The 22,422-nt window shown below is 65.4% G+C and carries 19 protein-coding genes; 10 read left to right on the plus strand and 9 right to left on the minus strand.

Annotated elements, in window-relative coordinates; all coding sequences use genetic code 11:
* Window positions 1–13: 13 nt before the first annotated feature.
* The 5 genes from QX135_RS03030 to ccmA all read right to left on the minus strand — a co-directional run bounded on the left by QX135_RS03030 (window position 14) and on the right by ccmA (window position 3,272).
* A complete protein-coding gene (locus QX135_RS03030) occupies window positions 14–604 on the minus strand; it encodes a DsbE family thiol:disulfide interchange protein (protein ID WP_316233943.1) in 591 nt (196 codons plus the stop codon).
* Window positions 601–780, minus strand: coding sequence for a heme exporter protein CcmD (gene ccmD / locus QX135_RS03035; protein ID WP_315740695.1), 180 nt, complete (start codon window positions 778–780; stop codon window positions 601–603). The genes QX135_RS03030 and ccmD overlap by 4 nt, the downstream gene beginning before the upstream one ends.
* 1 nt (window position 781) lies before the next feature.
* Complete coding sequence (locus QX135_RS03040) at window positions 782–1,558, minus strand: heme ABC transporter permease (protein ID WP_315740696.1); 777 nt, start codon at window positions 1,556–1,558, stop codon at window positions 782–784.
* A gap of 93 nt (window positions 1,559–1,651) precedes the next feature.
* Complete coding sequence (gene ccmB / locus QX135_RS03045; protein ID WP_315740697.1) at window positions 1,652–2,320, minus strand: heme exporter protein CcmB; 669 nt, start codon at window positions 2,318–2,320, stop codon at window positions 1,652–1,654.
* A 322-nt stretch (window positions 2,321–2,642) separates the two neighbouring features.
* Entirely contained in the window at window positions 2,643–3,272 is a 630-nt protein-coding gene (gene ccmA, locus QX135_RS03050) for a heme ABC exporter ATP-binding protein CcmA (RefSeq protein ID WP_315781654.1), read from the minus strand.
* A 223-nt stretch (window positions 3,273–3,495) separates the two neighbouring features.
* On the opposite strand from ccmA, the gene acnA reads away from it, so the two are divergent.
* The 3 genes from acnA (at window position 3,496) to QX135_RS03065 (ending at window position 7,974) form a co-directional block, all read left to right on the plus strand.
* Window positions 3,496–6,213, plus strand: a complete 2,718-nt coding sequence (gene acnA / locus QX135_RS03055) for an aconitate hydratase AcnA (RefSeq protein ID WP_315781651.1) — start codon at window positions 3,496–3,498, stop codon at window positions 6,211–6,213.
* A 188-nt stretch (window positions 6,214–6,401) separates the two neighbouring features.
* Window positions 6,402–7,184, plus strand: a complete 783-nt coding sequence (locus QX135_RS03060; RefSeq protein WP_315777347.1) for a DUF1223 domain-containing protein — start codon at window positions 6,402–6,404, stop codon at window positions 7,182–7,184.
* Between the two features lie 424 nt (window positions 7,185–7,608).
* Window positions 7,609–7,974 (plus strand): DUF2794 domain-containing protein, encoded by a 366-nt coding sequence (locus tag QX135_RS03065; RefSeq protein ID WP_315757137.1) that lies wholly within the window; start codon window positions 7,609–7,611, stop codon window positions 7,972–7,974.
* A 43-nt stretch (window positions 7,975–8,017) separates the two neighbouring features.
* On the opposite strand, the gene QX135_RS03070 is transcribed toward QX135_RS03065, so the two are convergent.
* From QX135_RS03070 to QX135_RS03085, 4 genes are all read right to left on the minus strand, one after another.
* Window positions 8,018–8,545, minus strand: coding sequence for a GNAT family N-acetyltransferase (locus QX135_RS03070; protein WP_315740701.1), 528 nt, complete (start codon window positions 8,543–8,545; stop codon window positions 8,018–8,020).
* 152 nt (window positions 8,546–8,697) lie between these two features.
* Window positions 8,698–9,489: a Bax inhibitor-1/YccA family protein gene (locus QX135_RS03075; protein ID WP_315740702.1), complete on the minus strand. Its 792-nt coding sequence runs from the start codon at window positions 9,487–9,489 to the stop codon at window positions 8,698–8,700.
* A gap of 264 nt (window positions 9,490–9,753) precedes the next feature.
* Window positions 9,754–12,324 carry an ABC transporter permease gene (locus tag QX135_RS03080; protein ID WP_315781648.1) on the minus strand — a complete coding sequence of 857 codons (2,571 nt, stop codon included), beginning with the start codon at window positions 12,322–12,324 and terminating at the stop codon, window positions 9,754–9,756.
* A complete protein-coding gene (locus tag QX135_RS03085) occupies window positions 12,321–13,058 on the minus strand; it encodes an ABC transporter ATP-binding protein (RefSeq protein ID WP_315757140.1) in 738 nt (245 codons plus the stop codon). Before QX135_RS03085 ends, QX135_RS03080 begins: the two co-directional genes overlap by 4 nt.
* Window positions 13,059–13,113: 55 nt before the next feature.
* Here QX135_RS03085 and QX135_RS03090 point away from each other — a divergent pair, with 55 nt between their 5' ends.
* The 7 genes from QX135_RS03090 (at window position 13,114) to QX135_RS03120 (ending at window position 22,420) form a co-directional block, all read left to right on the plus strand.
* Entirely contained in the window at window positions 13,114–13,746 is a 633-nt protein-coding gene (locus tag QX135_RS03090) for an arylesterase (RefSeq protein ID WP_315781752.1), read from the plus strand.
* A gap of 205 nt (window positions 13,747–13,951) precedes the next feature.
* Entirely contained in the window at window positions 13,952–14,491 is a 540-nt protein-coding gene (thpR, locus tag QX135_RS03095; protein ID WP_315740705.1) for an RNA 2',3'-cyclic phosphodiesterase, read from the plus strand.
* 191 nt (window positions 14,492–14,682) lie between these two features.
* Window positions 14,683–15,864: a cell division protein ZapE gene (gene zapE, locus QX135_RS03100; protein ID WP_315757141.1), complete on the plus strand. Its 1,182-nt coding sequence runs from the start codon at window positions 14,683–14,685 to the stop codon at window positions 15,862–15,864.
* Between the two features lie 226 nt (window positions 15,865–16,090).
* The gene (gene mdh, locus QX135_RS03105) at window positions 16,091–17,059 is read left to right on the plus strand and encodes a malate dehydrogenase (RefSeq protein ID WP_009031546.1); all 969 of its coding nucleotides are present in this window, start codon (window positions 16,091–16,093) and stop codon (window positions 17,057–17,059) included.
* Window positions 17,060–17,186: 127 nt separating this feature from the next.
* Entirely contained in the window at window positions 17,187–18,383 is a 1,197-nt protein-coding gene (sucC, locus tag QX135_RS03110; protein WP_315777283.1) for an ADP-forming succinate--CoA ligase subunit beta, read from the plus strand.
* 55 nt (window positions 18,384–18,438) lie between these two features.
* Window positions 18,439–19,323, plus strand: coding sequence for a succinate--CoA ligase subunit alpha (gene sucD / locus QX135_RS03115; RefSeq protein WP_172184319.1), 885 nt, complete (start codon window positions 18,439–18,441; stop codon window positions 19,321–19,323).
* Between the two features lie 139 nt (window positions 19,324–19,462).
* On the plus strand, window positions 19,463–22,420 hold the full coding sequence (locus tag QX135_RS03120; RefSeq protein WP_316178862.1) for a 2-oxoglutarate dehydrogenase E1 component: 2,958 nt from the start codon (window positions 19,463–19,465) through the stop codon (window positions 22,418–22,420).
* Window positions 22,421–22,422: the final 2 nt, after the last annotated feature.

The raw sequence follows: 22,422 nt of genomic DNA on the forward strand, positions 1-22,422 counted from the left end.
AACGACGCCTGAACTACGATCCCGCCTTCAACGCCTTCTCGATCTCCGGCTTCAACACCGCATCGATGTTCTGCGCCGTGATCGGGCCGACCAGCTTGTAGACGATGGTGCCCTCGCGTCCGACCACGAAGGTCTCGGGCACGCCGTAGACGCCCCATTCGATGCCGGCGCGGCCATTGCCGTCGACGCCGACGACGTCATAGGGATTGCCGTAGCGGCCGAGGAAGCGGCGGGCGTTGTCGGCGCCATCCTTGTAATTGATGCCGATGATCTGAAAACGCTTGTCGCGGCCGAGCTCGACCAGCAGCGGCGCCTCGTCGTGGCAGGGCACGCACCACGATGCCCAGACATTGACGATGCTGACCTTGCCCTTGAGCGCCGCCGGATCGAGTCCGGGCACTGGGGTGCCGTCTTTGGCCAGTTCCGGCAGCGGCGGCAGCAGTGTGGCCGGCGCTGGACGGCCGATCAGCGCCGACGGAATGCTTGACGGATCGCCGTTGCCGAGGCGCGACCAGAACAGCGCCGCCAGCCCGAGGAACACCACGAGCGGCAGCAGCATGAGGAATGAGCGGCGCCGCGGCGCCGGCTCCGTCGGTTCGGTCATTGGATGTCCGTCGCGGCACGGCCGGAGCGCCGGCTGATGCCGCTGTCTTCAAGCGCCCGCAGCCGCGCTTTCTGGGTGCGGTAGTCGATGGCGATCCAGCCGATCAGCACCACCACGACCAGCGCCGCCGCAAGATAGGAGGTGGCGATGAAGGAGGTATAGGGGCCGAGGTCCATATCAAGCCGCTCCCGCGATCTGGCCTGCCGGATCGTCGGCTGGTGCGGTCGTTGTGTAGGCGCGCGCCTGCATCATCTGCAGGCTGCGCACACGACGACGCAGGATCTCGTTGCGCATCGCCGCGACATGCAGCGTCACGAACAGGAACGTGAACCCGATTGCCATCACCAGCAGCGGGATCAGGAATGATTTGTCGAGCGCCGGACCGCCCATCCGCATCACCGACGCGGGTTGATGCAGCGTGTTCCACCAGTCGACTGAGAACTTGATGATCGGCAGGTTGATGGCGCCAACCAGCGTCAGCACGGCGGCGGCACGGGCGGCGCGGGTGGGATCCTCGACCGCGCGCCACAGCGCCATCAGGCCGAGATACATCAGGAACAGGATCAGCACCGAGGTCAGCCGGGCATCCCACTCCCAATAGGTGCCCCACATCGGCCGGCCCCACAGCGAGCCGGTGAGCAGCGCGAGGAACGTGAAGCTGGCGCCGATCGGGGCGGCGGCCTTGGCGGCGACGTCGGCGAGCGGATGCCGCCATACCAGGGTGCCGAGCGAGGCGATGCTCATGACGCCCCAGACGAACATCGACAGCCACGCATTGGGCACGTGGATGAACATGATCTTGACGGTCGCGCCCTGCTGATAGTCGTCGGGCGCCAGCGCCGAGAGGTACAGGCCGGCAGCCAGCAGCGCGGTCGTGACCAGCGCCAGCCACGGCAGCAACCGTGCGGCGAGGCCGAGGAACCGGGTAGGATTGGCAAGGTCGATCAGCGACATGAGACCCTTGTTAAAGGCGGAAGCGGTTGCAGGCAATCAGCACGGCGCCACCAGGTAAGAGTTGATCATGGTCAAACCTCGGCGGGCGGTGGGTCAATCCAGCCCGTTCCGCAAGCTTGTCGCAGCGGCGAACGGGCCGATCACGAAACTCACCAGCGACAATGCGCACAGGATCGAGAATGGCGCCCCGAACGGCAGCGGACCGACGATGGCCGCCTGCGACGCCGCGACGCCGAAGATCAGCACCGGGATCGATAGTGGCAGCACCAAGACCGCCAGCAGCAGCCCGCCGCGGTGCATGGTCACCGCCAGCGCCGCACCGATCATACCGATGAAGGTCAGGGCAGGCGTGCCCGCCAATAGCGTCAGCGCGACGGCGCCGGTGGCGGTGGCGTCGAGATTGAGAAGCAGTCCGAGCACGGGCGTCGCGATCACCAGCGGCAGGCCGGCGGCGAGCCAGTGCGCCAGCGCCTTGGCAGCGCAGGCCAGCTCCAGCGGTGTCCGGCTCATCACGACCAGGTCGAGCGAGCCGTCCTCGTGGTCGGCGGTGAACAGCCGGTCCAGGGTGAGCAGGCTGGAGAGCAGGGCACCGAGCCAGAGGATGGCGGGGCCGAGCCGGGTCAGGAGCGCCAGATCCGGCCCGACCGCGAATGGCATCAGCACCACGACGGTGAGGAAGAACAGCACGCCGATCAGCGCGCCGCCGCCGATGCGCAGCGCGATCCGGATGTCGCGGCGGATGAGGGCACCGAGCGCGGTCATGCGGGGAGGGCCTTGGCTGATTGCTTGATGGCAGATGGTGAGCCACGCTCCCTCCACCCGCAAACTGCGCTCCCTCCCCTCTTGTGGGGGAGGGCTGGGGAGGGGGGTGGCTCCGGGTGACGCTGCCGTTGTGGACGCCCACCCCCGACCCCTCCCCGCAAGGGGGAGGGGGGCGCGCGCCGATGGGACGTTGGTTGGTGCGACCGAGTCTCGTCAAACAAGTTAGAGCGCGTCGTGGGGCACCCCCCTCCCTGACCCTCCCCCAGAAGGGGGGAGGGAACGGAGAGAGCGGTGGGTGGGACTGCGAAGAGGCGAGAGGGAATCATCGAGCCTCCCCGATCCGCAGCTCACGCGTGGCGATGCCGAGCGGTCCATGTGTCGCGGCCACGATCAGCCCGCCGCTAGCGAGATGCTCGCGCATCAGGCCGGCGAACATCGCCTGTCCGGCGATGTCGAGCGCGGCGGTCGGCTCGTCCAGCAGCCACAGCAGGCGCGGCACCGCCAGCAGGCGCGCCAGCGACAGGCGGCGGCGCTGGCCGGCGGAGAGATAGGCGGCGGGCAGGTCGATGGCGTGCGCGATGCCCACCGCCGCCAAACAGTCGGGGATCGGTCGCGTGACGCCGCCGCCGAGGAATTCGGCCCAGAAGGTCAGATTTTCGCGGACGCTGAGCGCCGGCTTCAGCGCGTCGCGGTGGCCGAGATAGTGCGCCTGCTCGGGCACCGTCAACTCGCCTTCGCCGCCCTCGATGGCGATGGAGCCGCCCGCCGGCAGCAGTAGGCCGGCAATCAGCCGCAGCAGTGATGTCTTGCCCGCACCATTGTGTCCGGTCACCGCCAGCGCCTCGCCTGCGACCGCTTCGAACGCAAGTCCTGCGAACACCTCGCGGCCGCCGCGCACGCATCTGACGTCGCGGCCGAACAGTTTCGGCGACTGTGTTGGAGAAAGCTGCATGGCCCGTCGTGACAGCCCTTACGAAATTGATGGCTAGCGCGTGAGAATTTGTGGGTGATGCCACGTCGCGGCTTGCTTGTGGCTGTGGCGGCGCAGTTAGAAAGCTTCTATAAGCCCGACCTTGATGCAGCACACAATCGCCCGCTGCAAGCCATCCGGCGCCTCGCGCTGACGGTTCTTAAATACCCCCTCCGGGTATACAGATCAATTGGGATTTCCACGCATGACCTCGCTCGACAGCTTCAAGTGTCGCAAGACCCTCAAGGTCGGAACGAAGAGCTACATTTACTACAGCTTGCCCACAGCCGAGAAGAACGGTCTCAAGGACATCTCCAAGCTGCCCTATTCGATGAAGGTGCTGCTCGAGAATCTGCTGCGCAACGAGGACGGCCGCACCGTCACCAAGGACGACATTGTCGCGGTGTCGAAATGGCTGCGCAAGAAGTCGCTGGAGCACGAGATCGCCTTCCGTCCGGCGCGCGTGCTGATGCAGGATTTCACCGGCGTGCCTGCGGTGGTCGATCTCGCAGCGATGCGCAACGCGATGCAGAAGCTCGGCGGCGATGCCGAGAAGATCAACCCGCTGGTGCCGGTCGATCTCGTCATCGACCACTCGGTGATCGTGAACTACTTCGGTGACAACAAGGCGTTCGGCAAGAACGTCGCCGAGGAGTACAAGCAGAACCAGGAGCGCTACGAATTCCTGAAGTGGGGCCAGAAGGCGTTCTCGAACTTCTCCGTCGTGCCGCCCGGCACCGGCATCTGCCACCAGGTCAACCTCGAATACCTGGCGCAGACCGTCTGGACCAAGAAGGAGAAGATGACCGTCGGCCGCACCAAGGGCACCTTCGAGGTCGCCTATCCGGATTCGCTGGTCGGCACCGATTCGCACACCACGATGGTCAACGGTCTGGCCGTGCTCGGCTGGGGCGTCGGCGGCATCGAGGCTGAGGCCTGCATGCTCGGCCAGCCGCTGTCGATGCTGCTGCCCGACGTCGTCGGCTTCAAGCTGACCGGCGCGTTGAAGGAAGGTGTGACCGCGACCGACCTGGTGCTGACTGTCACCCAGATGCTGCGCAAGCTCGGCGTGGTCGGCAAGTTCGTCGAGTTCTTCGGCCCCGGCCTCGACCATCTCTCGGTCGCCGACAAGTCGACCATCGCCAACATGGCCCCCGAGTATGGCGCGACCTGCGGCTTCTTCCCGGTCGACGCCGCCACCATCGACTATCTCAAGACCTCGGGCCGCAAGGGCCCGCGCGTCGCGCTGGTCGAGGCCTATGCCAAGGCGCAGGGCCTGTTCCGCACCGCCAAGTCGGCGGACCCGGTGTTCACGCAGACACTGACCCTCGATCTCGCCGACGTCGTGCCGTCGATGGCTGGTCCGAAGCGTCCCGAGGGCCGCATCGCCCTGCCGGCGGTGGCCGAGGGCTTCGCCACCGCGCTGGCCGGCGAGTACAAGAAGAGCGATGCCGCGCAGCGCTTCACCGTTGAGGGCAAGGACTTCGACATCGGCCATGGCGATGTCGTCATCGCCGCCATCACCTCCTGCACCAACACCTCGAACCCGAGCGTGCTGATCGGCGCCGGCCTCTTGGCCCGCAACGCCGCCGCCAAGGGCCTCAAGGCCAAGCCGTGGGTGAAGACCTCGCTCGCCCCGGGCAGCCAGGTGGTCGCCGAGTACCTGGCTAACTCCGGCCTGCAGAAGGACCTCGACAAGGTCGGCTTCAACCTGGTCGGTTTCGGCTGCACCACCTGCATCGGCAATTCAGGTCCGCTGCCGGAGGAGATCTCGAAGTCGATCAACGACAACGGCGTCGTCGCGGCGGCCGTGCTGTCGGGCAACCGCAACTTCGAAGGCCGCGTCTCGCCGGACGTGCAGGCCAACTACCTGGCCTCGCCGCCGCTGGTCGTGGCCTACGCGCTGGCCGGCACCGTGACCAAGGATCTTTCGGTCGAGCCGATCGGCATCGGCAAGGACAAGAAGCCGGTCTACCTGAAAGACATCTGGCCGACGACCAAGGAGGTCAACGACTTCGTCAAGAAATTCGTCAAGGCGTCGATCTTCAAGAAGCGCTACGCCGACGTGTTCAAGGGCGACACCAACTGGCGCAAGATCAAGACGGTCGAGAGCGAGACCTATCGCTGGAACATGTCGTCGACCTACGTGCAGAACCCGCCGTATTTCGACGGCATGAAGAAGGAGCCCGAGCCGATCAAGGACATCGTCGAGGCCCGCGTGCTGGCGCTGTTTGGCGACAAGATCACGACCGACCACATCTCGCCGGCCGGTTCGATCAAGCTGACCTCGCCCGCCGGTAAATTCCTCAGCGAGCACCAGGTCCGCCCGGCCGACTTCAACCAGTACGGCACGCGCCGCGGCAACCACGAGATCATGATGCGCGGCACCTTCGCCAACATCCGCATCAAGAACTTCATGCTCAAAGGTGCCGACGGCAACATTCCGGAAGGCGGCCTGACCAAGCACTGGCCCGACGGCGAGCAGATGTCGATCTACGACGCCGCGATGAAGTACCAGGAAGAGGGCGTGCCGCTGGTGGTGTTCGCCGGCGCCGAATACGGCAACGGCTCGTCGCGCGACTGGGCTGCGAAAGGTACCCGGCTGCTCGGCGTCCGCGCCGTGATCTGCCAGAGCTTCGAGCGCATCCATCGTTCGAACCTGGTCGGCATGGGTGTGCTCCCGCTCACCTTCCAGGAAGGCACGTCCTGGTCCTCGCTCGGCCTGAAGGGCGACGAGAAGGTCACCATCAAGGGCCTGCAGGGCGACCTGAAGCCGCGTCAAACCCTGACCGCCGAGATCGTGTCGGCCGACGGGGCGGCGCAGCAGGTGCCGCTGCTCTGCCGGATCGATACGCTGGACGAGCTGGACTACTATCGCAACGGCGGCATCCTGCACTACGTGCTGCGCAAGCTTGCTGCTTAACCAAAGCGCGACGCGACAGTTTGGCTCACTCTGAAGTGAGTAGCGGGTGATGAAGGAGGCGGCCTATGACAAAGGCCGCCTCCTTTTCGTTTGCAATCTATTAACTACGAGGGCGGCTTCGCAGATCATTGACGCGGCAGGGCGCAGCGGACCATGTTCCAGACAGGACAGTGACGATGAGTGGACAGATGTCGTGGTGGTCGCGCGCGGCGCTGAGTGTCTGTGCGGTCATCGCTTTCGTCCGGCCGGCCGCGTCCGATCCGCGTGCGGTGATCGAACTCTTCACGTCCCAGGGCTGTTCATCCTGCCCGCCGGCCGACAAGATCCTCGGCGAGCTCGCCAGAGATCCCTCGGTCATCGCGCTGTCCCTGCCGATCGACTACTGGGACTACCTGGGCTGGAAGGACACGCTGGCCGACTCCCGCTTCACGGCCCGGCAGCGGGCCTATTCCAGGGCGCGTGGCGATCGCGAAGTCTATACGCCGCAGGCGGTGGTCAACGGCTCCGTGCATGTGATCGGCAGCGACCGCGAGGCGATCGAAGGCGCCATCGAGGAGACTGTCCAGGGTGGCAGCGTGATGTCGGTGCCGGTGAGGCTGTCGGTCGACGGCCAGGACCTCACTGTCTCCGTGGCCGCGGCCAACGACCAGATGCCGCGCAAGCACGGCGAGGTCTGGGTCTGCTCGATCTCGCGGGTGGTCCCGATCTCGGTCGGCCGCGGCGAGAACAGCGGCCGTGATCTGACCTATTACAACGTCGTTCGCGGTCTTCAGAAGCTGGGTGACTGGAATGGTTCGCCGGTCAGATGGAGCGTGCCGCTGGAGAAGATCGCCCGCGAGGGCGTCGATGGCACCGTCGTCTATGTGCAGGACGGCAGTCGCGACCGCCCCGGCGCGATGCTCGGGGCCGCCTTTTCCGAGTTGCCATTGGTCGGACGGGCTTCAGCAACGGCGCGTGCTCCCGAGCGCTGATCTTCGGTCGTCCTGATCTTCGTTTCCCTTGACCTGCGGTAAGGCGCGTCACGTCCATAGGACGGAGGCGCGCCATAACATGTTCCGTGCAGCTCACGCCAAAGAAGCAAAAGGACCAACTTGCGTTGGCCCTTTGCCTTACTTGTGAATGGACCCGATCCTGACGACCCCGGGGGGCTGGGGGCTGAGGAATCCGGAACCGAAAGGACCGGGCCAACGCACATGAATCTTATGCCTAAGGTCGGGGGCGGTCGGTGGGCGGAAAGACGGCGCGATTATGATTCTGCTAACGATCCCGTGACGCTTGCGTGTTCGCGGAGTTCGCGCGGTTGGCATGCACGGCCGAACTTCAACAATGAAAACGGCCCCTTGCGGCCTCCGGCGGTTGGCGCGATCATGTCACACAGATGACAGGAGGACGCTCATGAACCTCACTCCGGAGGATGCCGACCCCAGCGAGAACCGCGCGGCGGCGCGCAACGCGGCCGCAGCGCCCAACCGGGTGACGTTCGATCGCCTCGAGCTGAATCGTATCCTCAACCTCTACGGCCGCATGGTCGCCGACGGTGAGTGGCGCGACTATTCGATCGACTTCCTGCGTGACCGGGCCGTCTTCTCCGTGTTTCGCCGGGCGTCCGAGGTGCCGATCTACCGCATCGAGAAGGACCCGCGGCTGGCGCGCAAGCAGGGCATGTACAGCGTGATCTCGGCCACCGGCCTGATCCTGCGCCGCGGTCATGAGCTCGAGCGCGTGCTGCTGGTGATCGCGCCGAAGCCGGCGCTGGTCTGATCCCACGCGCTCCGGCTGATCATGACATTCCGACTGGCGTTGCTTACGCCGGGACGTCGCTGCTCCCGGCCCCGAGCGGGCGCTGCATCATCACAGTATCGAGCCAGCGGCCGAATTTCAGGCCGACGCTCGGGTGGGTGCCGATCATCTGGAAGCCGCAGGCGGTATGCAGCCGGACCGAGCCGGCATTGGCGGAGTCGCCGATGACGGCGATCATCTGGCGAAAGCCTCCCTCCTCACAGGCGTCGATCAGCCGCCGCATCAGTCGCATTCCGATGCCACGACGCTGGCTGGCGGGGGCGAGATAGATCGAGTTCTCCACCGTGAAGCGATAGGCCGGGCGAGGCCGGTAAGGCCCCGCATAGGCATAGCCAACCACCTCTCCGTCCAGCAGGGCGGCGAAATAGGGAAAGCCGTCGTCGGTGAGCGCCCGGAAGCGGCGCGTCATTTCCGTCAGATCCGGAGGGTCGAGCTCGAAGGTGGCCGTGCCCTCGCGGACGGCCTGGCCGTAGATGGCGGTGATGGTGGGAAGGTCGGCCTCCCGGGTGGGCCGGATCTCAATGTCGGACATGGTGGAAACATACCAAAGCGGACGCGGCGATCAATCCGGCCTCGCGGCATGGCTGCCGTCGCGCCCGCGCCGCGGTCGCAATTGGCTTGCGCAAACGAAAAGCCCCGGCGGTGAGGCCGGGGCTTCGAAGGTCGCTCGTGTGAGCCGCTGGCTCAGTCGCGCTGTCCGAGCAGCTGCAGCAGCAGCGTGAACAGGTTGATGAAGTTCAGGTACAGCGACAGGGCGCCGGTGATCGCTGCGCGCTCGGCAATGTCGCCGCCCGCGGAAGCGTAGCCGTAGATGTACTCGTTCTTCAGACGCTGCGTGTCCCAGGCGGTCAGGCCGGCGAACACGAACACGCCGATCACCGAGACGATGAACTGCAGCATCGAGCTCGCCAGGAACAGGTTCACGAGGCTCGCCAGCACGATGCCGACCAGGCCCATGAACAGGAACGAGCCCATGCCCGTCATGTCACGCTTGGTCGTGTAGCCGTACAGGCTGAGCGCGCCGAACGTCGCCGCGGTGATGAAGAACACCCGCACGATCGAGGTGTGGGTGTACACCAGGAAGATCGACGACAGCGAGATGCCCATCAAGGCCGAGAACACCCAGAACAGGATCTGCGCGGTCGACGGCGCCAGGCGGTTGATGCCGGCCGAGATCGCGAACACCATGACCAGTGGGGCCAGGATGAACAGCCACTTCAGCGGGCTCACGAACATCGCGTAGCCGAACTGCGTCAGGTACGCGTTGCCGAACTTGAATACGCCAGCAGCCGGATCGCCGGTCACCGACGCCATGTAGACGCCCAGCGCCGCGAGGCCGGTGATGGCCAGGCCGATGCTCATGTAATTGTAGATGCGCAGCATGTAGGCGCGCAGACCGGCGTCGACGGTCGCGGCATCGGCGCGCCCGGCCACCCGGCCAAAGGGTGAAGCATAATTGCGGTCTAGGTCCGACATGGTCGATTCCCGTTGGTTGCCCGGCAGTCCGGTCCTGGCAGGACCTTTAGCCGGTTCTCGAAAAACCCTATCTCATACCCACTGCCACAGATATTAAATTTGCGTCATCGGCAAAATCGCCATCTTTTGGCAGGTCTCTGAGCCCATTCCCTAGATGGGAAACTAGCATATCCGCCGCAAGCTTCCACGCGCGGCCGAATGTCGCTCCGCGCGCGTCCCAGCCGTATAAATCGCGTTAACCGTGCGGCATGAGCGCGCAAGCCGCTAGAGATTCCGAAGGACCGTCGCCGGCTTCTGGTTGAGCGCAAGCAGGGTGCCGGCCAGACCGAGGCCGACCGTCACGATCAGCGCGGTCAGGACGACCAGCGCGGCGCTGCCCGCCTGCCAGGCGAAGCTCAAGGTCATCAGCCGGGTCACGATCAGCCACGCGGCGACCGACCCCGCGACGACGCCGAAGGCGGCGGTGGCGAAGCCGATCATCAGATATTCCAGCGCGTAGGCGCCGAGCAGCCGCAGCCTGGTGGCGCCCAGCGTCTTCAGGATCACGGCATCGTAGACCCGGTGGCGGTGGCCGGCGGCCAGCGCGCCGCCCAGCACCAGGATGGCCGAGATCAGCGTCACCGCGCTGGCGCCGCGGATGGCGAGCGCAAGGTTGGAGACGACCGAGCCGACCGTCTCCATCACCTCGCGGACCCGCACGCTGGTCACCATCGGGAAGGCGTCGGCCACCTTGCGGATGACGCGCGCATCCTCGACGGCATCGGAGCGCGCCTCGGTCAGGGTGGCGACATGGGTGTGGGGCGCGCCCTTGAAGGCATTCGGGGAGAACACCAGCACGAAATTGATGCCGAGCCCCTGCCAGTCGATGGTGCGCATGTTGCCGATCCGCGCCGTGATGTCGCGTCCGAGCACGTTGACCACGATGTCGTCGCCGAGCTTGAGGCCGAGACCGTCGGCGATCCGCTTCTCGATCGAAACCAGCGGCGGGCCGCCGTAGTTCTCGCCCCACCACGCGCCCTCGACGACCTTGGATCCCTTGGGAATCTCGGCGGTATAGGTCAGGCCGCGGTCGCTCTGCAGCACCCATTCGGTGTCCGTCGTCGCCTTGAGGTCCTCGGCGCGCACGCCGCGGGCGGAGACGATGCGCCCGCGCAGCATCGGCACGTCTTCGACTGCCGATTGAGGGGCGAGGTCCTTGAGGAAGCCGCGGAAGCGGTCGGCCTCGCCCGAGGGGACGTCGATGAAGAAAAACGACGGCGCCTGCTCCGGCAGCTGTGCCAGGAACTGGCGTCGCAGATTGCCGTCGATCTGGGTGATGGTGACCAGCACGGCGAGCCCCAGCCCGAGCGACAGCACTACGGACGGTGTCAGCGCGCCTGGGCGATAGATATTGCTGACCGCCAGCCGCAGCATCGGGAAGCGGCTGCGCGGCAGGGCGCGCGCAATCGCCATCACCGCGGCGGCAATGCCGCGCAACAGCACGAACACCAGCGCGGCGGCCGCGACGAACACCGCGGCGATGCGCTTGTCGTAGGACAGGCCGATCACCACCGCGATCAGCAGCACGACCGTGCCCGCGATCAGCACCAGATAGCTCCAGCGCGGCCGGTGCCATTCGGCGATGACCGCCTCGCGGAACAACGCCGCCACCGGCACGTCACGCACGCGCCCGAGCGGCCACAGACCGAACGCGAGTGCGGTGAGCAGGCCATAGACGAAGGACAGCGCCAGCTCGTCCGGATGAATAGCCGGGATCACGGGCAGCGGCAGGATGTTGCCGAACAGTCCGACGATGGCAAACGGCAGGGCCGCGCCGGTGCAGAGTCCGATGATCGAACCAATCGTGGCGAGCACCATCACCTGCACGAGGTAGATGCCGAACACGTCGCGGCTGGTGGCGCCGAGCGCCTTGAACGCCGCGATCACCTCGGTGCGGCGGTCGACATGGCTCTTGACCGCATTGGCGACGCCGACGCCGCCGACCAGCAGGGCGGCGAGACCGACCAGGGTCAGGAACTGGGTGAAGCGGCCGATGGTCCGCTCCAGTTGCGGCGAGGCGTTGCTGCGGCTGCGGATCTCCCATCCGGCCGACGGCAGCGTCAGGCGGGTATCGGCGATGAAGGACGCCGCGGCGTGATCGTCCTTGGCATTGTCGGGCAGCCGGACCCGGTAGGTCCAGCGCACGAGACTGCCCGGCTGCAGCAGCGGCGTCGCCCGCAGACCCGCCTCGCTGACCAGGAAGCGCGGCCCGAGGCCGATGCCGCCGGACAATTTGTCGGGCTCGGCCTGCAGCGCGCTGCGAATCTGGAAGCGGACCGTGTCGATCGTGACGATGTCGCCGACCTTCAGGTCGAGCCGGGCCAGCAGCGCCGGATCGGCTGCAGCTCCGTAGACGCCGTCGCGCTCGGCCAGGATGTCGGCCATCGGCAGATCGGGCTGGAGCTCGGCGTTGCCGAGCAGCGGATAGGCGTTGTCGACGGCCTTCAGCTCGACCAGGGCCAGCTTGGCGTCGCTGGAGCGCACCATCGCGCGCAGGGTTGCCGCCAGCGACAGCTGTCCACGCGAGCGCAGGAAGTCGATCTCCTCCGGCTTGGCCTCGCGCTGAAACAGCGAAAAGGCAACGTCGCCGCCGAGCAGCGTGCGTCCTTCGCGAACCAGGCCGTCATTGAGGCTCGCGGCCACCGAGCCGACGCCAGCGATGGCGAGGACGCCGAGCGCGATGCAGGCGATGAAGACATAGAAGCCGCGCAAGCCGCCGCGCAGCTCGCGCAACGCGTAACGAACGGGCAGGAGGGCGATCCGGCCGCTCGCGACCGGTTCTGACATGGCGCTCATGCGTCAGCCGGCTCGCGGGCGTCGCTCTCGCTTTCGATCCGCCCCGAGCGCAGCCGCACGACGCGGTCGCACCGGTGCGCGAGGCTGCTGTCGTGGGTCACCAGCACCAAGGTCATGCCGCGCTCGGCGTGCTTGGTGAACAACAGATCGACGATCTGCCGTCCGGTGGTCTCGTCGAGATTGCCGGTCGGCTCGTCGGCCACGAGAATTGCAGGATCGGGAGCGAGGGCGCGGGCCAGCGCCACGCGCTGCTGCTCGCCACCCGACAGCTGGGTCGGATAGTGATGCAGCCGGTGGCCCAGCCCGACCGAGTCGAGCTCGCGGGCCGCGCGCTCGGCGGCGCCGGCGTGGCCGGCCAGCTCGAGCGGCACCGCGACGTTCTCCAGCGCCGTCATGGTCGGGATCAAATGAAAGGACTGGAAGACAATGCCGACCTGGCGGCCGCGGAACCGGGCCAGGGCGTCCTCGTCCAAGACATTGAAAGCGGTCCCGTTGACCACCACCTCACCGCTGTCAGGACGTTCCAACCCCGCCATCACCATCAGCAATGTGGACTTGCCAGAGCCCGACGGTCCGATCAGACCGATCGTCTCGCCCTGTCCGACCCGCAGGCTGACGTCCTTGAGGATATGGACCCGCGCCGCGCCGGTGCCGAGCGAGAGGTTGACGTTCGAGATGGTAATGGTGTCCGGCGCGAGGCCGGCCAAACGCGAGGTTTCGATGAGACTGTCCATGGCTCGGTCATATGGCAACTCCGCAAGCCGGGTCGAGAGGCGCGGACACATCTTCGTGCACATACTCGTGTTGATGCTCGCCTTGATGACAGTCGGGTCCGCGTTCGCCGCTGCCGAGGCCGTCAAGCCGATCAAGCTGGTCGTTCTCGGCGATTCCTTGAGCGCGGGACTCGGCCTGTCCGCTTCAGATGCGTTTCCAGCCAAGCTGCAGAAGGCCTTGCAGGCCCAGGGGCTGCCGATCGACCTCACCAACGCCGGCGTATCCGGGGACACCTCGTCCGGCGGCCGCGACCGGCTCGACTGGTCGGTGCCGGAGGGGACCGAAGCGGTCGTCGTCGAACTCGGCGCCAATGACGCGCTGCGCGGCATCGATCCCGCCGTGACGCGCAAGGCTTTGAGCGAGATCGTGACCCGGCTGAAAGCCAGGGGCATCGCCGTCATGCTCTGCGGCATGCTGGCGCCGCCGAACTACGGCAGCGACTATGCCGCGAAATTCAACGCGATCTATCCCGAGCTCGCCAAGGAATTCGGCGTGCCGCTGTATCCGTTCTTGCTCGACGGTGTCGCCGCCGACCCCAAGCTGAACCAGGCGGACGGCATTCACCCCACCGCAGCGGGCGTCGACATCATCGTGTCCAGGCTGTTGCCTACGGCGGAAGCATTCCTGCGTCCGCTTCGTGGGCAATAACGGAACGAAGCCCTGCGCCGACAATTTGCGATAGCCTTAAGGGCCGGGTTTTCCGCAGCTTTTACCGGCGTTAACCCACCTTCCGTCGCGGAGTCATATAAGTTCGGTAGGAATTATGCATTGGCGATTCGTCGTCGATCATTTCTCGAAGGCATGATCTCGTCAATTTTCGAGATCAGCCTCCAGCATCGGGAGTCCTGAAACGATGCCGCGTCTGTTTACTGGACTGGAAATCCCGGCCGAGGTTGGCCACACGCTTTCCGGTTTGCGGGGTGGCCTCCCCGGCGCCCGCTGGATCGATCCCGAAAATTACCATGTGACGTTGCGTTTCATCGGTGACATCGACGGCGCCTCCGCCAACGAGATCGCCTCGATGCTGTGGCGGGTGAACCGCAAGCCGTTCGAAGTGACGGTGCAAGGTCTCTCCAGCTTCGGCGGCCGCAAGCCGCGTGCCGTCGTTGCCAACATCGCGCCGAGCCGGCCGCTGATCGAGCTGCAGGCCGAGCTGGAGCGGCTCATGCAGCGGATCGGGCTCGATCCCGAGGGACGCAAATTCGTGCCGCACGTCACGCTGGCGCGGCTGCACGATGCATCGAGCCAGGACGTCGCCGACTATCTCTCCGTCCGCGGCTATTTCCCGAGCCGCGTGTTCATGGCCGAGCGCTTCGTGCTGTTTTCGTCGCGTGCCTCGACCGGCGGCGGGCCCTATGTGGTCGAGGACGCCTACGATCTCTCCCCGGGATGAGGTCTGCAGCGCGGTCGTTCAAGCCAGCCGTTCGCAGAGGCCAAGAGCGAAGACGAGCGTCGTTAGCCCCGGGCTAACGATCACGGCGGCGTTTGCGTGCCATATACCAAGACATCACGGCTCCGACGCATGGCGGCTTCCACCATTTGCGGATTGCATTTTACGTAAGTCTCGTGACCTAGAGTGGACTCATGCTGTCCACTCCCTCAGACGCGTTCCGCGCGCAATATCAGTCTTTGGTCGATACTGGTGCGATCGAGCCCGACCCCGCCCAGGCCGAGGTCGCCGACGCGCTGGCGGCGCTGGAGCGCCGGCTCTCCACCTACAAGCCCTCGCGCAAGCAGGGCTTGTTCGGCCGCCTTTTTGCCGACAAGAGCGAGCCGCCGAATGGCCTCTATGTCCATGGCGAGGTCGGCCGCGGCAAGACCATGCTGATGGACCTGTTCTTCCAGAACTGTCCGGTTGAGCTCAAGCGCCGCGCGCATTTCCACGAATTCATGGCCGAGGTGCATGAGCGCATCTACGGCTACCGCCAGAACATCGCGCGCGGCGAGCTCGCCGATGCCGATGTGATCGGGCTCACGGCGCAGGCGATCTTCGACCAGGCCTGGCTGCTCTGTTTCGACGAATTCCATGTCACCGACATCGCCGACGCGATGATCCTGGGCCGTCTGTTCGCCAGGCTGTTCGAGCTCGGCACGGTGGTGGTGGCGACCTCCAACGTCGCGCCTGAAGACCTCTACAAAGGCGGCCTCAACCGCTCGCTGTTCCTGCCCTTCATCAAGCAGATCGCCGACCACATGGACGTGATGCGGCTGGACGCGCGCACCGATTTCCGGCTGGAGAAGCTGGCCGGCGTGAAGATGTGGCTGGTGCCGGCCGATGTCGACGCGCGGGCGGCGCTCGACAAGGCCTGGGCGCGGCTCACGGGTCATGCCAAGTGCAAGCCGCGCGACATGACGATCAAGGGGCGCATCCTGCATGTCCCGTGCTCCGCCAACGGCGTCGCCCGCTTCGGCTTTGCCGATCTGTGCGGAAAGCCGCTGGCAGCCTCGGACTATCTGCGGCTCGCGCACGACTATCATACGATCCTGATCGATCATGTTCCGGTCATGGATCTGGCCGAGCGCAATGCCGCCAAGCGCTTCATCACCCTGATCGATACGCTCTACGACAACGCCGTGAAGCTGATCGCCTCCGCCGAGGCTGACCCGGTTTCGCTCTACATCGCGACCGAGGGCGTGGAGGCCATGGAGTTCAAGCGGACCACCTCGCGCCTGATCGAGATGGGCTCGGACTCCTATCTGGCCCTGCCGCACGGGCGGAAGGACTCGGCGGCATCTGGGACTTCCACGGGGTTGGTCGAAACCTGACAACCACCGGAGCTTTGGCGAGCGCCTGCCGCCGGGCACACAGCCGCGAAAAGGCCACGTCAATCATGCTGAAAGGATCATCAGCGCCCGTCGCCCGGTCCTGATCGAAATCAAGGCACGCCCGCCAATTGGCCATAGCGTGACTTGAACGGCCCGGGCGAAAGGGATAACCACCACTCGACTTTTCAACCTCCCTCACTCCTTCGGGTTCAAAGGAAAATTTGCCATGGCGCGCGACAAGATTGCTTTGATTGGCTCCGGTCAGATCGGCGGAACGCTGGCTCACCTCGTTGGCCTCAAGGAGCTCGGCGACGTCGTGATGTTCGACATTGCCGAAGGCGTTCCGCAGGGCAAGGCGCTCGACATCGCCCAGTCGTCGCCGGTCGACGGCTTCGACGCGCACTATACCGGGGCCAACTCCTATGAGGCGCTCGACAACGCCAAGGTGTGCATCGTTACCGCCGGCGTGCCGCGCAAGCCCGGCATGAGCCGCGACGATCTGCTGTCGATCAACCTCAAGGTGATGGAGCAGGTCGGCGCCGGCATCAAGAAGTACGCGCCGGACGCCTTCGTCATCTGCATCACCAACCCGCTCGACGCGATGGTCTGGGCGCTGCAGAAGGCCTCCGGTCTCCCGGCCAAGAAGGTCGTTGGCATGGCCGGCGTGCTCGACTCGGCGCGTTTCCGCTACTTCCTGGCCGATGAGTTCAACGTCTCGGTCGAGGACGTCACCGCCTTCGTGCTCGGCGGTCATGGCGACACCATGGTGCCGCTGACCAAGTACTCGACCGTTGCCGGCATTCCGCTGCCCGACCTGGTCAAGATGGGCTGGACGTCGCAGGCCCGCATCGACGAGATCGTCGATCGCACCCGCAACGGCGGCGCCGAGATCGTCAATCTGCTGAAGACCGGCTCGGCCTATTACGCGCCGGCGGCGTCGGCGATCGCGATGGCCGAGAGCTATCTGCGCGACAAGAAGCGCGTGCTGCCCTGCGCGGCGCATCTCAACGGCGAGTTCGGCGTCAAGGACATGTATGTCGGCGTGCCCGTCGTGATCGGCTCCAAGGGTGTCGAGCGCATCGTCGAGATCGAGCTCGCGGGCAAGGACCGCGAGGCGTTCGACAAGTCGGTCGCCGCCGTGCAGGGCCTCGTCGACGCCTGCAAGAAGATCGCGCCCGACCTGCTCGGCCGCTGATCAGGGGTCATTCACGGGGCGTAATCTCGCCCACATCGAGTTGCAGGATGTTTGGTATATGGTATACCAGACATCCTAACAACAATTCTGGTCGTCACCCCATCGCGGGTTCGGGGAGCAAGCGCTTATGAACATTCACGAATATCAGGCCAAGGCACTGCTGCACGAGTTCGGCGTGCCGATTTCCAAGGGCGTGCCGGTTCTCCGTCCGGAGGACGCGGATGCGGCGGCGAAGACGCTCGGCGGCCCGGTCTGGGTCGTGAAGAGCCAGATCCACGCCGGCGGCCGTGGCAAGGGCAAGTTCAAGGAGGCCTCGGCCGGCGACAAGGGCGGCGTCCGCCTCGCCAAGTCGATCGACGAGGTCAACACTTTCGCCAAGCAGATGCTGGGCGCGACGCTGGTGACGGTGCAGACCGGCCCCGACGGCAAGCAGGTCAATCGCCTCTACATCGAGGACGGCTCGGATATCGACAAGGAGTTCTATCTGTCGCTGCTGGTCGACCGCGAGACCTCGAAGGTCGCCTTCGTCGTGTCGACCGAAGGCGGCGTGAACATCGAGGACGTGGCGCACAGCACGCCTGAGAAGATCATCACCTTCTCGGTCGACCCGGCCACCGGCGTCATGGGCCATCATGGCCGCGCTGTCGCCAAGGCGCTGAAGCTGACGGGCGATCTCGCCAAGCAGGCCGAGAAGCTCACCACCCAGCTCTACAATGCGTTCGTCGCCAAGGACATGGCGATGCTCGAGATCAACCCGCTGGTCGTCACCAAGCAGGGCCAGCTCCGCGTGCTCGATGCCAAGGTGTCGTTCGACTCCAACGCGCTGTTCAAGCATCCCGAGGTCGTCGCGCTGCGCGACGAGACCGAGGAGGACGCCAAGGAGATCGAGGCCTCGAAGTACGACCTCAACTACGTCGCGCTCGACGGCACCATCGGCTGCATGGTCAACGGCGCCGGCCTCGCCATGGCGACGATGGACATCATCAAGCTCTACGGCATGGAGCCCGCCAACTTCCTCGACGTCGGCGGCGGCGCCAGCAAGGAGAAGGTCGCGGCGGCGTTCAAGATCATCACCGCCGACCCGAACGTGAAGGGCATCCTGGTCAACATCTTCGGCGGCATCATGAAGTGCGATGTCATCGCCGAGGGCGTCGTGGCCGCGGTCAAGGAAGTGGGTCTGAAGGTGCCGCTGGTGGTGCGCCTCGAAGGCACCAATGTCGATCTCGGCAAGAAGATCATCAGCGAGTCCGGTCTGAACGTGCTGCCCGCCGACAATCTCGACGACGCCGCGCAGAAGATCGTCAAGGCCGTCAAGGGAGGCTGAGCGCCGGTCCAGGCGCTCGCTCATTCCTCACCGCAACGCTTTTAGAGAAAGCACGATGTCCATCCTCATCGACAAGAACACCAAGGTCATCTGCCAGGGCTTCACTGGCAAGAACGGCACCTTCCACTCCGAGGCGGCGATCGCCTATGGCACCAAGATGGTCGGCGGTACCTCGCCGGGCAAAGGCGGCTCGACCCATCTCGGCCTGCCGGTGTTCGACACCGTCAAGGAGGCCCGCGAGGCCACCGGCGCCGACGCCTCGGTGATCTACGTGCCGCCGCCCGGCGCAGCAGATGCGATCTGCGAAGCCATCGACGCCGAGGTCCCGCTGATCGTCTGCATCACCGAAGGCATCCCGGTGCTCGACATGGTCCGGGTGAAGCGCTCGCTGCAGGGTTCCAAGTCGCGCCTGATCGGACCGAACTGCCCGGGCGTCATGACCGCCGGCGAGTGCAAGATCGGCATCATGCCGGCCAACATCTTCAAGCCGGGTTCGGTCGGCATCGTATCGCGTTCGGGCACGCTGACCTACGAGGCGGTGTTCCAGACCACGTCGGAAGGTCTCGGCCAGACCACCGCGGTCGGCATCGGCGGCGACCCGGTCAAGGGCACCGAGTTCATCGACATGCTGGAGATGTTCCTGGCTGACCCGAAGACGACCTCGATCATCATGATCGGTGAGATCGGCGGCTCGGCCGAGGAGGACGCGGCGCAGTTCATCAAGGACGAAGCCAAGCGCGGCCGCAAGAAACCGATGGTGGGATTCATTGCCGGTGTCACCGCCCCTCCCGGCCGTCGCATGGGTCATGCCGGCGCGATCATCTCGGGCGGCAAGGGCGATGCCGGCTCGAAGACGGCCGCGATGGAAGCTGCTGGTATTACAGTGTCTCCGTCGCCCGCACGGCTCGGCAAGACGCTTGTCGAAAAGTTGAAATCCTGATTCAGGACTTAGTGCTTTTCGGCGCGAATATTTACAATAAATAAGGTAGACGGTCCTAACCGGAGCCTGATCCGCTTTGTCAGCGGGTCAGGCATTGCGCCGTTTTGATTGGGCGCATCGAAATTACCAGGACGCCACCATGTCTCGCCAAGACGCGAACGCCGCCTTCGCCCTGTCGTCTTTTCTGCAGGGCACCAATGCCACCTACATCGATGAGATCTACGCCCGCTACGAGAAGGATCCCGCCTCGGTCGATCCCGAGTGGCAGGAATTCTTCAAGAGCCTGAAGGATGCGCCGACCGACGTGCAGAAGAATGCGTCAGGTCCCTCCTGGGCGCGCAGCAACTGGCCGGTGGCCCCGCGCGACGAGCTGACCTCGGCGCTCGACGGCAACTGGGCGGTGGTCGAGAAGAAGGTCGGCGAGAAGATCGCGGCCAAGGCGCAGACCAAGGGCGTCGAACTGTCGCTGGCCGACGTCAACCAGGCCACCCGCGACTCCGTCCGCGCGTTGATGCTGATCCGCGCCTACCGCATGCGCGGCCACTTCCACGCCAAGCTCGATCCGCTCGGCATCGAGGCGCCGCGCAACCGCGAAGAGCTCGACCCGCGCTCCTACGGCTTCACCGAGGCCGATTTCGACCGCAAAATCTTCCTCGATCACGTGCTGGGCCTCGAATACGGCTCCCTGCGCGAGATCGTCGCGATCTGCGAGCGCACCTACTGCCAGACGCTCGGCGTCGAGTTCATGCACATCACCAACGCGGCGCAGAAGGCCTGGATCCAGGAGCGCATCGAGGGGCCGGACAAGGAGATCTCGTTCACCCGCGAGGGCCGTCGCGCCATCCTGCAGAAGCTGATCGAATCCGAAGGCTTCGAGAAGTTCTGCGACGTCAAGTTCACCGGCACCAAGCGCTTCGGTCTCGACGGCGGCGAGTCGCTGATCCCGGCGCTGGAGCAGATCATCAAGCGCGGCGGCAATCTTGGTGTGAAGGAGATCGTGCTCGGCATGCCGCATCGCGGCCGCCTGAACGTGCTGACCCAGGTCATGGGCAAGGCGCACCGGGCGTTGTTCCACGAGTTCAAGGGCGGCTCGGCCAATCCCGACGCGGTCGAAGGCTCCGGCGACGTCAAGTACCACCTCGGCGCCTCCTCGGACCGCGAGTTCGACGGCAACCGGATCCATCTGTCGCTGACTGCCAACCCGTCGCATCTTGAGATCGTCGACCCCGTGGTGCTCGGCAAGGTCCGCGCCAAGCAGGATCAGCATGGCGATCCGCCGGACATGCGCATCTCGGTGCTGCCGCTGCTGATGCATGGCGACGCGGCGTTCGCCGGCCAGGGCGTCGTTGCGGAATGCTTCGCGCTCTCCGACCTGAAGGGCTACCGGACCGGTGGCTCGATTCATTTCATCGTCAACAACCAGATCGGCTTCACGACCTATCCGCGCTATTCGCGCTCGTCGCCCTATCCGTCCGACGTCGCCAAGATGATCGACGCGCCGATCTTCCATGTGAACGGCGACGATCCGGAGGCGGTGGTGTTCGCGGCCAAGGTCGCGACCGAGTTCCGGCAGAAGTTCCACAAGCCGGTCGTCATCGACATGTTCTGCTACCGCAGGCATGGCCACAACGAAGGTGACGAGCCGGCTTTCACCCAGCCGGTGATGTACAAGAAGATCGCCGGTCATCCGTCGACCCTGGAGATCTACTCCAAGCGCCTGGTCGCCGAAGGCGTCATGACCGAGGGCGAGGTCGACAAGGCCAAGGCCGACTGGCGCGCCCGTCTCGACGCCGAGTTCGAGGCCGGCACCTCCTATCGTCCCAACAAGGCCGACTGGCTCGACGGCAAGTGGGCAGGGTTCAAGTCTGCCGACCAGGAAGAAGAAGCGCGCCGCGGCGTGACCGGCGTCGAGCTCGACCGTCTCAAGGAGATCGGCCGCAAGATCACCAAGGTGCCGGACGGCTTCCGCCTGCACCGCACGATCCAGCGCTTCCTCGAGAACCGCGCCAAGGCGATCGACAGCGGCATCGGGATCGACTGGGCGACCGGCGAGGCGCTGGCGTTTTGCTCGCTGCTCCTGGAAGGCCACAAGGTTCGTCTGTCCGGCCAGGACAGCGAACGCGGCACCTTCTCGCAACGTCACTCGGTCTTGATCGACCAGGAGGACGAGAGCCGCTACACGCCGTTCAACCATCTGGCGCCGGAGCAGGGCCATTTCGAGGTCATCAACTCGCTGCTCTCGGAAGAAGCCGTGCTCGGCTTCGAATACGGCTACTCGCTCGCCGAGCCCACTGCGCTGACGCTGTGGGAGGCGCAGTTCGGCGATTTCGCCAACGGCGCCCAGGTGCTGTTCGACCAGTTCATCTCGTCGGGTGAGCGCAAATGGCTGCGCATGTCCGGCCTGGTCTGCCTGCTGCCGCATGGCTATGAGGGCCAGGGCCCCGAACATTCGTCGGCCCGCCTCGAGCGCTATCTGCAGATGTGCGCCGAGGACAACATGCAGGTGGTCTATCCGACCACGCCGGCGAACTACTTCCACGTCATGCGTCGGCAGCTGCATCGCGAGATCCGCAAGCCGCTGATCGTGATGACGCCGAAGTCGCTGCTGCGCCACAAGCGCGCGGTGTCGCGGCTCGAGGAGCTGGCCAAGGGAACGACCTTCCACCGCATCCTGTACGATGACGCCCAGATGCAGGCGGACGACAAGACCAAGCTGGTGCCGGACGATCAGATCCGCCGCATCGTGCTGTGCTCGGGCAAGGTCTATTACGACCTGTACGACGAGCGCGAGAAGCGCGGGCTCAACGACGTCTATCTGATGCGCGTCGAGCAGCTTTACCCGGTGCCGCTCAAGGCGCTGGTCGCCGAGCTCGGCCGCTTCAAGAACGCCGAAGTCGTCTGGTGCCAGGAAGAGCCGCGCAACATGGGCGCCTGGCATTTCATCGAGCCGTATATCGAGTGGGTGCTGAACCAGACCAGCGGCAAGAGCAAGCGTCCGCGCTATGCCGGCCGCGCCGCGTCGGCGGCCACCGCCACGGGTCTGATGTCGAAGCATCTTGCGCAACTGAAGGCGCTGCTCGACGAAGCCCTGAACTGAAC

Source organism: Bradyrhizobium sp. SZCCHNR1098, from assembly GCF_032489375.1.
In the GTDB taxonomy this organism is placed as follows: Bacteria; Pseudomonadota; Alphaproteobacteria; order Rhizobiales; family Xanthobacteraceae; genus Bradyrhizobium.

Excerpts from the sequence above, each read along its gene's own strand:
- QX135_RS03030 (WP_316233943.1), bottom strand. The coding sequence starts at position 604 with ATGACCGAACCGACGGAGCCGGCGCCGCGGCGCCGCTCATTCCTCATG.
- ccmD (WP_315740695.1), bottom strand. The coding sequence starts at position 780 with ATGGACCTCGGCCCCTATACCTCCTTCATCGCCACCTCCTATCTTGCG.
- QX135_RS03040 (WP_315740696.1), bottom strand. The coding sequence starts at position 1,558 with ATGTCGCTGATCGACCTTGCCAATCCTACCCGGTTCCTCGGCCTCGCC.
- ccmB (WP_315740697.1), bottom strand. The coding sequence starts at position 2,320 with ATGACCGCGCTCGGTGCCCTCATCCGCCGCGACATCCGGATCGCGCTG.
- ccmA (WP_315781654.1), bottom strand. The coding sequence starts at position 3,272 with ATGCAGCTTTCTCCAACACAGTCGCCGAAACTGTTCGGCCGCGACGTC.
- acnA (WP_315781651.1), top strand. The coding sequence starts at position 3,496 with ATGACCTCGCTCGACAGCTTCAAGTGTCGCAAGACCCTCAAGGTCGGA.
- QX135_RS03060 (WP_315777347.1), top strand. The coding sequence starts at position 6,402 with ATGTCGTGGTGGTCGCGCGCGGCGCTGAGTGTCTGTGCGGTCATCGCT.
- QX135_RS03065 (WP_315757137.1), top strand. The coding sequence starts at position 7,609 with ATGAACCTCACTCCGGAGGATGCCGACCCCAGCGAGAACCGCGCGGCG.
- QX135_RS03070 (WP_315740701.1), bottom strand. The coding sequence starts at position 8,545 with ATGTCCGACATTGAGATCCGGCCCACCCGGGAGGCCGACCTTCCCACC.
- QX135_RS03075 (WP_315740702.1), bottom strand. The coding sequence starts at position 9,489 with ATGTCGGACCTAGACCGCAATTATGCTTCACCCTTTGGCCGGGTGGCC.
- QX135_RS03080 (WP_315781648.1), bottom strand. The coding sequence starts at position 12,324 with ATGAGCGCCATGTCAGAACCGGTCGCGAGCGGCCGGATCGCCCTCCTG.
- QX135_RS03085 (WP_315757140.1), bottom strand. The coding sequence starts at position 13,058 with ATGGACAGTCTCATCGAAACCTCGCGTTTGGCCGGCCTCGCGCCGGAC.
- thpR (WP_315740705.1), top strand. The coding sequence starts at position 13,952 with ATGCCGCGTCTGTTTACTGGACTGGAAATCCCGGCCGAGGTTGGCCAC.
- zapE (WP_315757141.1), top strand. The coding sequence starts at position 14,683 with ATGCTGTCCACTCCCTCAGACGCGTTCCGCGCGCAATATCAGTCTTTG.
- mdh (WP_009031546.1), top strand. The coding sequence starts at position 16,091 with ATGGCGCGCGACAAGATTGCTTTGATTGGCTCCGGTCAGATCGGCGGA.
- sucC (WP_315777283.1), top strand. The coding sequence starts at position 17,187 with ATGAACATTCACGAATATCAGGCCAAGGCACTGCTGCACGAGTTCGGC.
- sucD (WP_172184319.1), top strand. The coding sequence starts at position 18,439 with ATGTCCATCCTCATCGACAAGAACACCAAGGTCATCTGCCAGGGCTTC.
- QX135_RS03120 (WP_316178862.1), top strand. The coding sequence starts at position 19,463 with ATGTCTCGCCAAGACGCGAACGCCGCCTTCGCCCTGTCGTCTTTTCTG.